We start from the raw sequence: 14,646 nt of genomic DNA, 5'->3' as shown, positions 1-14,646 counted from the left end.
TCGCGGCCTACGCTTGTGGGATGCAACGAATTATCGGGACGGAGGTCGAGTACGGCATTTCGTCGCCGTCCGACCCGACCGCCAACCCGATCCTCACCTCGACTCAGGCGGTGTTGGCCTACGCCGCCGCCGCCGGCATCCAGCGCGCCAAGCGCACCCGTTGGGACTACGAGGTCGAGTCACCGCTGCGTGACGCCCGCGGTTTCGACCTGAGCCGCTCGGCGGGGCCGCCGCCGATCGTCGACGCCGACGAGGTCGGCGCGGCCAACATGATCTTGACCAACGGCGCGCGGCTCTATGTCGATCACGCCCACCCCGAATACTCCGCGCCCGAGTGCACCGACCCGCTGGACGCGGTGATCTGGGACAAGGCGGGCGAGCGGGTGATGGAGGCCGCGGCCCGGCATGTCGCCAGCGTCCCCGGCGCCGCCAAGCTGCAGCTGTACAAGAACAACGTCGACGGCAAGGGCGCCTCCTACGGGTCGCACGAGAACTACCTGATGAGCCGCCAGACGCCGTTTTCGGCCATCATCGCCGGGTTGACCCCATTCCTGGTGTCGCGGCAGGTGGTGACCGGCTCCGGCCGGGTCGGCATCGGCCCCTCGGGCGACGAACCGGGCTTCCAGCTGTCTCAGCGTTCCGACTACATCGAGGTCGAGGTCGGGCTGGAAACCACGCTCAAGCGCGGCATCATCAACACCCGCGACGAGCCGCACGCCGATGCCGATCGCTACCGCCGGCTGCACGTCATCATCGGTGACGCCAACCTCGCCGAGACCTCGACGTATCTGAAGCTCGGTACCACGGCGCTGGTGCTCGACCTGATCGAGGAGGGCCCGCTGCACGGCATCGACCTCAGCGATCTGGCGCTGGCTCGGCCGGTGCATGCCGTCCACGCGATCAGCCGCGACCCGTCGCTGCGCACCGCCGTGGCCCTGGTCGACGGGCGCGAATTGACCGGCCTTGCGCTGCAACGGATCTACCTCGATCGGGTGGCGAAGCTGGTGGACAGCCGCGATCCAGACCCGCGGGCGGCCGACGTCGTCGAAACCTGGGCGCACGTGCTCGACCTGCTCGAACGCGACCCCATGGACTGCGCCGAGCTGCTGGACTGGCCGGCCAAGCTGCGCCTGCTCGAGGGCTTCCGGCAGCGCGAGAACCTCAGCTGGTCGGCGCCGCGGCTGCACCTCGTCGACCTGCAGTATTCCGATGTCCGATTGGACAAGGGCCTGTACAACCGGCTGGTCGCGCGGGGCTCGATGAAACGGCTGGTCAGCGAGCATCAGGTGATCGAGGCCGTGAATAACCCCCCGACCGACACCCGCGCCTACTTCCGGGGCGAATGCCTGCGCCGGTTCGGGGCCGATATCGCCGCGGCCAGCTGGGACTCGGTGATTTTCGATCTCGGTGGTGATTCGCTGGTCCGCATCCCCACCTTGGAGCCGCTGCGGGGCAGCAAAGCGCACGTCGGTGCGCTCCTGGATTCGGTGGACAGCGCCGTCGAGCTGGTAGCACAGCTTACGAGCTAAGTGTTGTTAGGCCGGGAAACGTCCGGGTGGACCGGTAGGGTAGAGAAATACCAGCGGGCGCGTTGTGTAGCTGCTAACGAGCCCAGACGAAGCAGGAGGCGGCGATGGCGCAGGAGCAGACCAAGCGTGGCGGTGGTGGCGGTGACGACGATGAAGTCGTCGATAGCACGGCCGCGGGTCAAGAGCGTCGCGAAAAGCTGACCGACGAGACCGACGACCTACTCGACGAGATCGACGATGTCCTTGAGGAAAACGCTGAGGACTTCGTCCGGGCGTATGTCCAAAAGGGCGGACAGTGACCTGGTCGTTTTCTGATCGTCTGTCACACTCCCCACTTTCCGGGTCCGCATTCTCCGGAATTCCTGCTGTAAACCCGACTTCGTTCGCTGATTACCTGCGGCGCCAGGCCCCCGAGTTGCTGCCGGCGGTCCTGAGCGGCAACGCGCAGCCCGGCACCTCCGGAAGCCAACTGCCGCACGGGACGACCATCGTCGCGCTGAAATACCCGGGCGGGGTCCTCATCGCCGGTGACCGGCGTTCGACGCAGGGCAACATGATCGCCGGCCGCGACGTCAAGAAGGTGTACATCACCGACGACTACACGGCCACCGGCATCGCCGGTACGGCAGCGATCGCCGTCGAATTCGCCCGGCTCTACGCCGTCGAGCTCGAGCACTACGAAAAGCTCGAAGGCGTGCCGCTGACGTTCGCCGGCAAGGTCAACCGGCTCGCGATCATGGTGCGCGGCAACCTGGCGGCCGCGATGCAGGGGCTGGTGGCCCTGCCGTTGTTGGCCGGCTACGACATTCACGCCGCCGACCCGCAGAGCGCCGGGCGCATCGTCTCCTTCGACGCCGCCGGCGGGTGGAACATCGAGGAAGAGGGTTACCAGTCGGTGGGGTCAGGATCGATCTTTGCCAAGTCGTCGATCAAGAAGCTGTACTCACGGGTCACCGACGCCGATTCGGCGTTGCGGGTGGCCGTCGAAGCGCTGTACGACGCCGCCGACGACGATTCGGCGACCGGCGGACCGGACCTGGTCCGCGGCATCTACCCGACGGCCGTCACCATCGGCGCCGAGGGCGCGGCGGACGTCGCCGAGAGCCGCATTGCCGAGCTGGCCCGCAGCGTCATCGAAAGTCGTTCCCGCGCCGATACTTTCGGCCCCGATGGCGAACCGCGGGGTGAGCGGTGAGCTTCCCGTACTTCATCTCGCCCGAGCAGGCGATGCGCGAGCGCAGCGAGCTCGCGCGCAAGGGGATCGCGCGGGGCCGCAGCGTGGTGGCGCTGGCCTACTCGGCCGGCGTGCTGTTCGTCGCGGAAAACCCGTCGCGGTCGCTGCAGAAGATCAGCGAGCTCTATGACCGCGTGGGGTTTGCCGCCGCGGGCAAGTTCAACGAATTCGACAACCTGCGCCGCGGGGGCATCCAGTTCGCCGACACCCGTGGCTACGCGTACGACCGCCGCGACGTCACGGGACGGCAACTGGCCAACGTCTACGCACAGACGCTGGGCACCATCTTCACCGAGCAGGCCAAGCCCTACGAGGTCGAGCTGTGCGTCGCCGAGGTGGCGCACTACGGGGAGACGAAACCACCCGAGCTGTACCGCATCACCTACGACGGGTCCATCGCCGACGAGCCGCACTTCGTGGTGATGGGCGGCACCACCGAGCCGATCACCAACGCGCTCAAGGAGTCTTACGCCGAAAACGCCGACCTGCACGACGCCTTGGGGATCGCACTGGAGGCGCTGCGGGCGGGGAGCGCGGAAACCTCGGGCGGCGACCAGCCCTCGCTCGACGTCGCCAGCCTCGAGGTGGCGATCCTCGACGCGGGGCGGCCCCGTCGCGCGTTTCGGCGAATCGGTCGCTCCGCCCTGGAAAACTTGGTGCGCGAGGTGCAGGCCAACGGCTCGGAATCCAACGGCTCGGACTCCGACGGCGAAGCGCCGGACTCCGACGGCAAACCGGCCGGCTGACCCGGCCGGGGCAGCATCACCACCAACCACACGGGCATCGCCAGCCACATGGATCGGCGTGGGCTGCGGCTGCCGAATGCGTGACCGCCGCGGCGTCCCGGGCGCGGCCGATCGTCCCCAATTTCATTCGTGGGCGCGGCAGCTCACATCCACGTTCGCACAACAAGTACCCTCGAATATGTGCAGCGGCGAATTATGGGCATCGAGACCGAGTTCGGTGTCACCTGCACGTTCCATGGCCACCGCCGGCTGAGCCCGGATGAGGTTGCTCGCTACCTTTTCCGCCGCGTGGTGTCCTGGGGCCGCAGCTCCAATGTTTTCCTTCGCAACGGCGCCCGCCTCTACCTCGACGTGGGCAGTCACCCCGAATACGCCACTGCCGAATGCGACAGCCTGGTGCAGCTGGTCACCCACGACCGCGCCGGCGAATGGGTGCTGGAAGACCTGCTGGTGGACGCCGAACAACGGCTCGCCGACGAGGGGATCGGCGGTGACATCTACCTGTTCAAGAACAACACCGATTCCGCGGGCAACTCCTACGGCTGCCACGAGAATTACCTGATCGTGCGGGCCGGCGAGTTCTCCCGGATTTCCGACGTGCTGCTGCCGTTCCTGGTCACCCGCCAGCTCATCTGCGGCGCCGGCAAGGTACTGCAGACCCCGAAGGCGGCGACGTTCTGCCTGTCGCAGCGTGCCGAGCACATCTGGGAGGGCGTCTCCTCGGCGACCACCCGCAGCCGCCCGATCATCAACACCCGCGACGAGCCGCACGCCGACGCCGAGAAGTACCGGCGCCTGCACGTCATCGTCGGCGACTCGAACATGTGCGAGACCACCACCATGCTCAAGGTGGGGACCGCGGCGTTGGTGCTGGAGATGATCGAGGCCGGCGTGCCGTTCCGTGACTTCTCGCTGGACAATCCGATCCGCGCGATCCGCGAGGTGAGCCACGACGTCACCGGCCGTCGGCCGGTGCGGCTGGCCGGTGGGCGTCAGGCCAGTGCGCTGGACATCCAGCGCGAGTACTACACCCGCGCCGTCGAGCATCTGCAGACCCGCGAGCCCGACGCGCAGATCGAGCAGATCGTCGACCTGTGGGGCCGTCAGCTCGACGCCGTCGAGAGCCAGGACTTCGCCAAGGTGGACACCGAGATCGACTGGGTGATCAAGCGCAAGCTGTTCCAGCGCTACCAGGACCGCTACAACATGGAGCTGTCCGATCCGAAGATTGCCCAGCTGGACCTGGCCTACCACGACATCAAGCGCGGCCGCGGCGTCTTCGACCTGTTGCAGCGTAAGGGGTTGGCGGCGCGGGTCACCACCGACGAGGAGATCGCCGAGGCGGTCGAAAACCCCCCGCAGACCACCCGCGCGCGGCTGCGCGGCGAATTCATCAGCGCCGCCCAGGCGGCCGGTCGCGACTTCACCGTCGACTGGGTTCACCTCAAGCTCAACGATCAGGCGCAGCGCACCGTGCTGTGCAAGGACCCGTTCCGCGCGGTCGACGAGCGGGTCAAGCGGCTCATCGCCAGCATGTGACCTGCCGCGTCGGCAGTGGCCGATGCGCCACGGTGTCGTCGGCACGTCGGTGCACGCGCGCGGTGCGGGCCATCTAATCTGGAGCAAATGGCGACCTCGAAAGTCGAACGACTGGTCAACCTCGTCATCGCTCTGCTGTCCACCCGCGGCTACATCACCGCCGAAAAGATCAGAACCAGCGTGGCGGGCTATTCGGACAGCCCCAGCGTCGAGGCCTTCTCGCGAATGTTCGAGCGGGACAAGAACGAACTGCGCGACCTGGGCGTGCCCCTGGAGGTGGGCCGGGTGTCGACCCTGGATCCCACCGAGGGTTACCGCATCAACCGCGACGCCTACTCGCTGCCGCCGGTCGAGCTGACCGCGGACGAGGCGGCCGCGGTCGCCGTAGCCACCCAGCTGTGGGAGTCGCCCGAACTGATTACCGCGACCCAGGGCGCATTGCTCAAGCTGCGCGCCGCGGGGGTGGACGTCGATCCCCTGGACGAAGGGGCGCGGTTCGCCATCGCCTCGCCGGCCGGGGTGCCGGGCCTACGCGGGTCGGAGGACGTTCTCGGAATCTTGTTGTCGGCCATCGATTCTCGCCAGGCGGTGCAGTTCGAACACCGGCCGTCGCGGGCCGAGCCGTACACCACGCGAACCGTCGAGCCGTGGGGCGTGATCACCGAAAAGGGCCGCTGGTATCTGGTCGGCCACGACCGTGACCGCGACGACACCCGTACCTTCCGGCTCTCGCGCATCGGCGACGAGGTCACCGCGATCGGCCCGGCCGGCGCCGTCAACATCCCGGACGGAGTCGACCTGCGTAAGATCGTCGCGCAGTCCGTGACGGAAATTTCAGGGGCACCGACCGGCGTGCGGGCCCGGGTGTGGGTCGCCGACGGCCGTGCCACCGCGCTGCGCCGCGCCGGGACGTCCATCGGCGCCCGGGAGCTGGCCGGCCGCGGCGGGGAAGTGATCGAACTCGAGATCGGACACACCGATCGGCTGGCACGCGACATCGCCGGCTACGGGGCCGACGCCGTCGTCTTGGAGCCGCAATCGCTGCGCGACGACGTACTGGACCGGCTGCGCGCACAGGCAGGACTGTCGGCATGACCTGCGGCAGCGGCGATGCAGAGCGGAGCGATGAGGAGGAGTGGCGCCAATGACTCCCGTCTCGACCCGCCTGGTGCGGCTGCTGAACATGGTGCCGTATTTCCAGGCCAACCCGCGGATCACCCGCGCCGAGGCGGCCGCCGAGCTCGGCGTGTCCGCCAAGCAGCTGGAGGAGGACCTCAATCAGCTGTGGATGTGCGGGCTGCCCGGCTATTTCCCGGGCGACCTCATCGACTTCGAGTTCTCCGGCGACACCATCGAGGTGACGTTTTCGGCCGGCATCGACCGGCCGTTGAAGCTCACCTCGCCCGAAGCCACCGGCCTGCTGGTGGCGTTGCGTGCCCTGGCCGACATTCCGGGCGTCGTCGATCCGGAGGCCGCGCGCAGCGCGATCGCGAAGATCGCGGCCGCGGCCGGGACCGTCGGACATGACGCCACGGCGGCCGTCGACGAGCCCGCGCCCATCGAGAACCGGGCCGCGGCAGCGGTGCGCACCGCGGTGCAGTACAAGCACGCGCTGTCGATCGACTACTACTCCGCCTCGCACGACACCCTGACCAGCCGGGTCGTCGATCCCATCCGGGTCCTGCTGATCGGCGGCCACAGCTACCTGGAGGCCTGGTCACGGGAGGCCGAAGGGGTGCGGCTGTTCCGCTTCGACCGGATCGTGGATGCCACCGAGCTGGGGGAGCCGGCCGCCCCGCCCGAACCGGCGCTGCAGGCACGGCCGGATACCTCGCTGTTCGACGGCGATCCGGCTCTGCCATCGGCCAAGCTGCGGGTGGCGCCGTCGGCGTCGTGGGTGTTCGAGTACTACCCGATGCGCGACGTCAACGAGCTGCCGGACGGCTCGTGCGAGGCGGTCATGACCTACGCCTCGGAGGCGTGGCTGACGCGCCTGGTGTTGGGATTCGGCGCGGCCGTGCAGGTTGTTGAACCGCAGCCGTTGGCGCAGCGTGTCCGCGATGCCGCGGCGGCGGCCCTGGAGTCCTACCAGGCCGTCACCGCCTGAGCCGCGGCGCGGAGCCACCGGCTGTTGGCCGCGCTGCGGTAGCATCGGGTGGACGTCTGGAGGTAATCAAAGTGGGCAGTCTTAGTCCGTGGCACTGGGCGATCCTCGCGGTCGTGGTGATCCTGCTCTTCGGTGCCAAGAAGCTCCCCGACGCGGCGCGTTCGTTGGGCAAGTCGATGCGTATCTTCAAGTCCGAGCTGCGCGAGATGCAGACCGAGAGCAAGCCGGAGGCGCCGTCCATCTCGACACCCGCGGTCGCTCCTCAGCCCGTGCAGTCGGAGCGGGTCGACCCGCCGGCGGCGACCGAGCACGGTCACACCGAGGCGCGCCCGGCTTAGCCCGGCGTCCCAGTCGCGGTGCCCGAGCGCACTGACCGAGCGTCGTGAACGTATCCAAAACTTCAGCGCGCGCGGCTGCCGTCCTGAAGCGGCTCAACCCCCGCAACCGGCGCAGCCGTATCAACCCCGACGCGACCATGTCGCTGGTGGATCACCTGACCGAGCTGCGCACCCGGCTGCTGATCTCGCTGGCCGCGATCCTGGTGACGACGATCTTCGGGTTTCTTTGGTACGGGCATTCGATGTTCGGGCTGGAAAGCCTGGGCGAGTGGCTGCGGCACCCCTACTGTTCGCTGCCGCAGTCGGCGCGCGCGGACATCAGCGCCGACGGGCAGTGCCGGCTGCTGGCCACGGCGCCGTTCGACCAATTCATGTTGCGGCTCAAGGTAGGGATGACGGCCGGCATCGTGCTGGCCTGCCCGGTCTGGTTCTACGAGCTGTGGGCATTCATCACCCCCGGGCTCTACAAAAAGGAGCGCCGCTTCGCGATCGCATTCGTGGTCCCGGCCGCGGTGCTATTCGTCGGCGGCGCCGTGCTGGCCTACTTCGTGTTGTCCAAGGCGCTGGGTTTCCTGCTGACGGTCGGCAGCGACGTGCAGGTGACCGCGCTGTCGGGGGACCGCTATTTCGGCTTCCTGATCAATCTCCTCGTCGTGTTCGGCGTCAGCTTCGAATTCCCGTTGCTGATCGTGATGCTGAACATGGCGGGCATCGTGACCTACGAGAAGCTCAAGTCGTGGCGGCGGGGGCTGATCTTCGCGGTGTTCGTGTTCGCGGCCGTGTTCACGCCGGGGTCCGACCCGTTTTCGATGACGGCGCTGGGCATCGCGCTGTCGGTGCTGCTCGAGTTCGCCATCCAGATCTCCAGGCTGCACGATCGGCGCAAAGCCAAACGCGAAGCGCAGACGGCGATTCCCGACGACCAGGCGTCGGTGATCGAGGCGCCTTCACCGATCTCGGAGTCCATCCCCGAGCCGTCCCTGTCCGCCGGGCAGCATGACGACGTCACCTAGACCCGCGCGGCACCCGGCGGCGGCGTGACGGAACTGCCCGAGCTGGATCGCTTCGCCGCGGAGTTGCCGTTCGCGCTCGACGGCTTTCAGCGGCGGGCCTGCGAGGCCCTCGAACGCGGGCACGGCGTGCTGGTGTGCGCCCCGACGGGCGCCGGCAAGACGGTCGTCGGTGAATTCGCCGTGCACCTGGCGTTGGCGGCCGGGGGCAAGTGCTTCTACACCACGCCACTCAAGGCGCTGAGCAACCAGAAGCACACCGACCTGACCGCGCGCTACGGCCGTGAGCGGATTGGTTTGCTGACCGGCGACATGTCCGTCAACGCCGACGCGCCGGTGGTGGTGATGACCACCGAGGTGCTGCGCAACATGCTCTACGCGGATTCGCCTGCGTTGCAAGGCCTTTCGTATGTCGTGATGGATGAGGTGCATTTCCTTGCCGACCGGATGCGGGGCCCGGTGTGGGAAGAGGTCATCCTGCACCTGCCCGACGAGGTGCGGTTGGTCAGCCTGTCGGCGACAGTGAGCAACGCCGAGGAGTTCGGCGGCTGGATCCAGACCGTGCGCGGCGACACGACGGTGGTGGTCGACGAGCACCGGCCGGTGCCGCTGTGGCAACACGTCCTGGTGGGCAAGCGGCTGTTCGACCTGTTCGACTACGGCCACGACGAAGCCGGCGACACACACAAGCCGCGCGTGGACCCGGACCTGCTGCGCTACATCGCCCAGCGCCGCGAGGCCGACCGGATGTCGGACTGGCAGCCGCGGCACCGCGGGCGCGGGCGTCCGAGCCGACCGCGGTTCTACCGCCCCCCGCCGCGCCCGGACGTCATCGCGACGCTGGATTCGGCCGGGTTGCTGCCGGCGATCACCTTCGTGTTCTCCCGGGCCGGCTGCGACGCGGCCGTCCAGCAGTGCCTGCGCTCGCCGCTGCGGCTGACCAGCGACGAGGAGCGCGCGCAGATCGCGGAGGTGATCGAGCACCGGTGCGGCGACCTGGACGACGCCGATCTGGGGGTGCTGGGCTACTACGAGTGGCGCGAGGGGCTGTTGCGCGGGCTGGCGGCCCATCATGCGGGGATGTTGCCGGCGTTCCGGCATACCGTCGAGGAGCTGTTCACCGCCGGCCTGGTGCGGGCCGTTTTCGCGACCGAGACGCTGGCGCTGGGCATCAACATGCCGGCCCGCACGGTGGTGCTTGAGCGGCTGGTGAAGTTCAACGGCGAGCAGCACGTGCCGCTGACGCCGGGGGAGTACACCCAGCTCACCGGGCGCGCCGGGCGGCGCGGCATCGACGTCGAGGGCCACGCCGTGGTGCTGTGGCATCCCGGCGAGGAGACCAGTGAACCGTCGGCGGTGGCCGGGCTGGCGTCCACCCGGACCTTTCCGCTGCGCAGCTCGTTCGCGCCGTCCTACAACATGACCATCAACCTGGTGCAGCAGATGGGCCCGGAGCAGGCCCATCAGCTGCTCGAGCAGTCATTCGCGCAGTATCAGGCCGACCGATCCGTCGTCGGGCTGGTCCGCGGCATCGAGCGCGGTGTCCACCTGCTCGACGAGATCGCCGCCGAACTGGGCGGGCCCGACGCGCAGATTCTCGACTACGCCCGGATGCGCGCGCGGATCTCCGAGATGGAGAAGGCGCAGTCGCGGGCGTCGCGGCTGCATCGCCGGCAGGCGGCCAGCGAGGCGTTGGCCGGTCTGCGCCGCGGCGACATCATCACGATCACGCAGGGGCGCCACGGCGGGCTGGCGGTGGTGCTGGAGTCGGCCCGCGACGGAGACGATCCGCGGCCGTTGGTGCTGACCGAACACCGGTGGGCGGGCCGCATTTCGTCGGCCGACTATTCGGGCGCGACGGAGCCGGTCGGGTCGATGTCGCTGCCCAAGCGGGTCGAACACCGGCAGCCGCGGGTGCGGCGCGACCTGGCGTCGGCGCTGCGATCGGCCGCTGAGGGGCTGGTGCTGCCGCCGAGGCGCCGGCGCGGGGGTGGCGAGGACGACGGGTTTCACGACCCGGAGCTGGCGTCGCTGCGGACCCAGCTGCGCCAGCATCCCGCCCACAACGGCCCGGGCCTCGAGGAGCGGATCCGCCAGGCCGAGCGCTATCTGCGCATCGAACGCGACAACGCCCAGTTGAAGAAGAAGGTCGCGGCTGCGACGAACTCGCTGGCCCGCACGTTCGACCGGATCGTCGGGCTGCTCACCGAGCGCGAGTTCATCCAGGGGCCCGCCGACGATCCGCGGGTCACCGATGACGGGCGGCTGTTGGCCCGCATCTACAGCGAGAGCGATCTGCTGGTCGCCGAATGCCTGCGCAGCGGCGCGTGGGCGGGGCTGAAGTCGGCGGAGCTGGCGGCAGTGGTCTCCGCGGTGCTCTACGAGAGCCGCGGCGGCGATGGGCCCGGCGGCCCGTTCGCCGCGGACGCGCCGACGCCGGCGCTGCGGCAGGCGCTGCATCAGACGTCGCGGCTGTCCACGGCGTTGCGCGCCGACGAGCAGACGCACCGGATCACCCCGAGCCGCGAACCCGACGACGGCTTCGTTGGCGTGATTTACCGCTGGGCCCGCAGCGGCGATCTGACCGCGGCGCTGGCCGCCGCGGATGCCACCGGCACCGGCTCCCCGTTGCTGGCGGGCGATTTCGTGCGGTGGTGCCGCCAGGTGCTCGACCTGCTCGACCAGGTGCGCAACGCCGCGCCCGATCCTGAACTGCGAGCCACCGCCAAACGCGCTATCAATGACGTTCGGCGCGGCGTCGTCGCAGTTGACGCCGGGTAGGCTGGGCCGCGGCTACCGTTACGTCGGTGCCAAATCACAAGGGAGCTGAGGAGAAACGATGAGCGGACCGCACGGATCGGACCCGGGCCAGCAATGGCAGCCGCCCGGCGAGGGCGGCGATCGGTCGTCGGAACCGACTCAAGCGGCCTCGCCCTGGCAGCAGCAGCCGGCGGGTCAGGAGCCGACGTGGCAGGCCCCGGCCTACACGCCGCCCACCGGCTATCCGCCGCCTTATCAGCAGCCGGTTGAGCAGGCCTACCCCCAGCAGTACGGCCAGCAGCCCGGATACCCGCAGCAGCACGAGCAGTACGGCGCGTCCCAGCAGCCGACCCAGTACGCCCAGCCGGGCCAGTACGGTCAGCCGGGGCAGTACCCGCTGCCGGGCCAGTACGGCCAGCCGGGGCAATACGGGCAGTACGGCCAGCCCGGTCAATACGGCCAGCCCGGCCAGTACCCGCAGCAGTACCCGGGGTACGAGCCGCAGCCGAAGAACAAGCACTCGATCGCGCTGATCGGTGGAATCGGCGGCGTGATCGCGTTCCTGATCATCGCGGCCGTGCTGGTGCTGGGCTTTTGGGAGCCCGGATTCTTCGTCACCACCAAGCTGGACATCAACAAGGCGCAGTCCGGGGTGCAGCAGGTTCTGTCCGACGAGACCAACGGCTACGGCGCCAAGAACGTCCAGAACGTCAAGTGCAACAACGGCACCGACCCCGTCGTTAAGAAGGGCAGCTCGTTCGACTGCAGCGTCAGCATCGACGGCGCCCAGAAGAAGGTGACCGTGACCTTCCAGGACGACAAGGGCACCTACGAGGTCGGCCGGCCCCAGTAGCCGTCACGACGGCAGCGCGTCGAGCGCCTTCTGCAGGCGGGCGATCGAGGATCCCACGCCCAGTCGGGTCGCCAGTTCGGCGGTGCGGTGCGCGTCCGCGGCGACCAACGGCAGGTCGTCGGTGGGCGCCGACAGCATGACCGGCGCGTCGGTGGCGACCCGTACTACCTGAGCGGCGGCGTCGATGTAGTCCGTCGCAGCCAGCAGCTTCGCCCGCAGCCCCTTGGCCATCTTGGACTTCGGGTCGTGGGCGGCGGCCAGGATCTGTGCCAGCGAACCGTGCTGGGCCAGCAGGGTCGCCGCGGTTTTCTCCCCGACGCCCGGCACGCCCGGCAGCCCGTCGGACGGGTCGCCGCGCAGCAGCGCGAGTTCGGCGTAGGCGGCTCCGGCCCGGTTGGCCGGCACCCCGTACTGATCGGCGACTTCTTTGGGGCCGAACAGGGTGGCCTTGGACAGGCCTCGGCCCAGGTAGAGCACCCGGACGGCAACGGGGTCGTCGGAGACCACCTGCAGCAGGTCGCGGTCGCCGCTGACCACGACGACGGGGTTGTCGCGTTCCTGCGCGGCCAGCGTGCCCAGCACGTCGTCGGCCTCGAACCCCGCCGCGCCCGCGGTCGCGATGCCGAACGCGTCGAGCAGGTCCATGATCATGTCGACCTGCGGCGACAGGTCGTCGGGGACCTCCTCGATATCGGGGGTGCCCTCCGGCTCCGGCTCGGCGACCCGATGCGCCTTGTACGACGAGATCAGGTCGACCCGGAATTGCGGGCGCCAATCGAGGTCGAGGCAGACCGCCAGACGTTTGGGTCGCTGCTGGGCGATGACGACGGCCATCGAGTCGATGAATCCGCGCACGGCGTTGACGGGCCGGCCGTCGGGGGAGGTGATCGACGACGGCACGCCGAAGTACGAGCGGAACCACATGCTGGCCCCGTCGAGCAGAAGCAGGGGCGCGGGCATGCCGGCTATGGTCTCACGCGGGGCTCACGTCGCCGAACGTCGACTTTGTTGTCGAGCACTCAATGGCATCGGCGTTCGTGAGAACGCCCGCGCGGTTAGCCTGGCTGCCATGGAATCTCATCGATTCGACGCCGCCGTGTATGCCCGGCGCCTGGCCGCGGCCGCCGCCGCGACCGCCGGGGCTGGTCTTGCCGGCCTGGTGATCAGCCCGGGGTACGACCTGCGCTACCTCATCGGGTCGCGCGCCGACACCTTCGAGCGGCTGACCGCGCTGGTATTGCCGGCCGTGGGCGAGCCTACCGTCGTGGTGCCGCGCCTGGAGCTCGCCTCATTTCGCGGGCCGTTTCTTTCGGAACTGGGAGTGGCGGTGCGCGATTGGGTCGACGGCGACGACCCGTATGCGTTGGTTCGCGATGCGCTCGGCGGGGGACCGGCCGCGACGGCCGTCACCGATTCCATGCCGGCGTTGCACGTGCTGCCGTTGGCCGGGGTGCTCGGCGTATTGCCGGTGCTGGCGACCGATGTGCTGCGCGAGCTGCGGATGGTCAAGGAGGAGTGCGAGATCGACGCGCTGCGCAAGGCCGGTTCAGCTATCGACCGCGTGCACGCGCGAGTGCCCGAGTTTCTCGTCCCGGGCCGCACCGAGGCCGACGTCGCGGCTGATATCGCCGAAGCCATTGTCGCCGAGGGGCATTCGGAGGTCGCGTTCATCATCGTCGGGTCCGGTCCGCATGGCGCCGATCCGCATCACCGGTATTCGGACCGCGAGCTGCAGGTCGGTGACATCGTCGTCGTCGATATCGGGGGCACCTACGAGCCCGGATACAATTCCGACTCGACACGGACGTACAGCATTGGCGAGCCCAATGCCGAAGTGGCTGAGCAATACTCGATACTGCAGCGAGCGCAGCGCGTGGCCGTCGAGGCGGTTCGTCCGGGCGTGACCGCCGCGCAGGTCGATGCGACCGCGCGCGACGTGCTCACCAAGGCGGGGCTGGGGGAGTATTTCGTGCACCGCACCGGCCACGGCATCGGGCTGTCGGTGCATGAGGAGCCCTACATCGTGGCCGGCAATGACGTGCCTTTGGCTGCGGGAATGGCCTTTTCGATCGAGCCGGGTATCTACTTTCCGGGCCGCTGGGGCGCGCGGATCGAGGACATCGTCGTGGTGACCGACGATGGCGCGCTCCCGGTCAACAACCGCCCGCACGAGTTGATCGTGGTGCCGGTGGCGTAGACGGGTGCTACTGGGGACGGATCGCTTGTAATTCCGCGGCGTTGCGCTCGTCCATGTCGACGAATTCGGTGGCGGCCCGGTGGGCCTTGCGGCCGATGCCATTCAGCGTTTCGTGATGAGCCTGCAGGGTTTTCGCGTGGTGTGCGTGGGCGGCGCTGACGATGTTGTGGAAGTCGTCGGCGGCCGGGAAGTCGCCGAACATCCCCGACGGTAGCGCTGCCCGCGATAGGTGGTTGGCCGCGTCTTGAGCGTGGTCAGCCGCGCGGTGCGTCTGGTGGCCCCCCGAGTGCAGCAACTGCGGGTTGACGAACATGGTTGCCCCCTATTGTGGTC

General features: G+C 68.8%; 14 protein-coding genes. 12 read left to right on the top strand and 2 right to left on the bottom strand.

Annotation, left to right across the window (positions count from 1 at the left end; all coding sequences use genetic code 11):
- The first annotated feature begins 20 nt into the window (after nt 1-20).
- The 11 genes from dop (at nt 21) to MSG_RS14710 (ending at nt 12,116) form a co-directional block, all read left to right on the top strand.
- Entirely contained in the window at nt 21-1,529 is a 1,509-nt protein-coding gene (gene dop / locus MSG_RS14760; protein WP_162899227.1) for a pup deamidase/depupylase, read from the top strand.
- A 104-nt stretch (nt 1,530-1,633) separates the two neighbouring features.
- Nucleotides 1,634-1,828 (top strand): ubiquitin-like protein Pup, encoded by a 195-nt coding sequence (locus MSG_RS14755; RefSeq protein WP_096440736.1) that lies wholly within the window; start codon nt 1,634-1,636, stop codon nt 1,826-1,828.
- A complete protein-coding gene (gene prcB / locus MSG_RS14750) occupies nt 1,825-2,724 on the top strand; it encodes a proteasome subunit beta (protein WP_096440734.1) in 900 nt (299 codons plus the stop codon). The genes MSG_RS14755 and prcB overlap by 4 nt, the downstream gene beginning before the upstream one ends.
- On the top strand, nt 2,721-3,509 hold the full coding sequence (prcA, locus tag MSG_RS14745) for a proteasome subunit alpha (RefSeq protein WP_096440732.1): 789 nt from the start codon (nt 2,721-2,723) through the stop codon (nt 3,507-3,509). Before prcB ends, prcA begins: the two co-directional genes overlap by 4 nt.
- Nucleotides 3,510-3,689: 180 nt before the next feature.
- Nucleotides 3,690-5,048, top strand: coding sequence for a Pup--protein ligase (gene pafA / locus MSG_RS14740; RefSeq protein WP_096440730.1), 1,359 nt, complete (start codon nt 3,690-3,692; stop codon nt 5,046-5,048).
- 87 nt (nt 5,049-5,135) lie between these two features.
- Nucleotides 5,136-6,143: a helix-turn-helix transcriptional regulator gene (locus MSG_RS14735; protein ID WP_096440729.1), complete on the top strand. Its 1,008-nt coding sequence runs from the start codon at nt 5,136-5,138 to the stop codon at nt 6,141-6,143.
- 49 nt (nt 6,144-6,192) lie between these two features.
- The gene (locus tag MSG_RS14730) at nt 6,193-7,155 is read left to right on the top strand and encodes a helix-turn-helix transcriptional regulator (RefSeq protein WP_096440727.1); all 963 of its coding nucleotides are present in this window, start codon (nt 6,193-6,195) and stop codon (nt 7,153-7,155) included.
- A gap of 71 nt (nt 7,156-7,226) precedes the next feature.
- Nucleotides 7,227-7,493 carry a Sec-independent protein translocase subunit TatA gene (tatA, locus tag MSG_RS14725; RefSeq protein ID WP_096440725.1) on the top strand — a complete coding sequence of 89 codons (267 nt, stop codon included), beginning with the start codon at nt 7,227-7,229 and terminating at the stop codon, nt 7,491-7,493.
- 137 nt (nt 7,494-7,630) lie between these two features.
- Nucleotides 7,631-8,506, top strand: a complete 876-nt coding sequence (tatC, locus tag MSG_RS14720; protein WP_232011292.1) for a twin-arginine translocase subunit TatC — start codon at nt 7,631-7,633, stop codon at nt 8,504-8,506.
- Between the two features lie 24 nt (nt 8,507-8,530).
- Nucleotides 8,531-11,284 (top strand): DEAD/DEAH box helicase, encoded by a 2,754-nt coding sequence (locus MSG_RS14715; protein ID WP_096440722.1) that lies wholly within the window; start codon nt 8,531-8,533, stop codon nt 11,282-11,284.
- A gap of 58 nt (nt 11,285-11,342) precedes the next feature.
- Nucleotides 11,343-12,116, top strand: coding sequence for a DUF4333 domain-containing protein (locus MSG_RS14710; protein WP_096440721.1), 774 nt, complete (start codon nt 11,343-11,345; stop codon nt 12,114-12,116).
- Nucleotides 12,117-12,119: 3 nt separating this feature from the next.
- On the opposite strand, the gene MSG_RS14705 is transcribed toward MSG_RS14710, so the two are convergent.
- Nucleotides 12,120-13,076: a 5'-3' exonuclease gene (locus tag MSG_RS14705; protein WP_096440719.1), complete on the bottom strand. Its 957-nt coding sequence runs from the start codon at nt 13,074-13,076 to the stop codon at nt 12,120-12,122.
- A gap of 109 nt (nt 13,077-13,185) precedes the next feature.
- Between MSG_RS14705 and MSG_RS14700 the strand changes: the two genes are divergently transcribed.
- A complete protein-coding gene (locus tag MSG_RS14700; protein ID WP_096440717.1) occupies nt 13,186-14,313 on the top strand; it encodes a M24 family metallopeptidase in 1,128 nt (375 codons plus the stop codon).
- Nucleotides 14,314-14,320: 7 nt separating this feature from the next.
- On the opposite strand, the gene MSG_RS14695 is transcribed toward MSG_RS14700, so the two are convergent.
- Nucleotides 14,321-14,626, bottom strand: a complete 306-nt coding sequence (locus MSG_RS14695) for a DUF2563 family protein (RefSeq protein ID WP_096440715.1) — start codon at nt 14,624-14,626, stop codon at nt 14,321-14,323.
- Between the last annotated feature and the right edge of the window lie 20 nt (nt 14,627-14,646).

The organism is Mycobacterium shigaense, assembly GCF_002356315.1.
Lineage (GTDB): Bacteria > Actinomycetota > Actinomycetes > Mycobacteriales > Mycobacteriaceae > Mycobacterium > Mycobacterium shigaense.
This window is presented reverse-complemented; position numbering and strand designations above follow the sequence as displayed.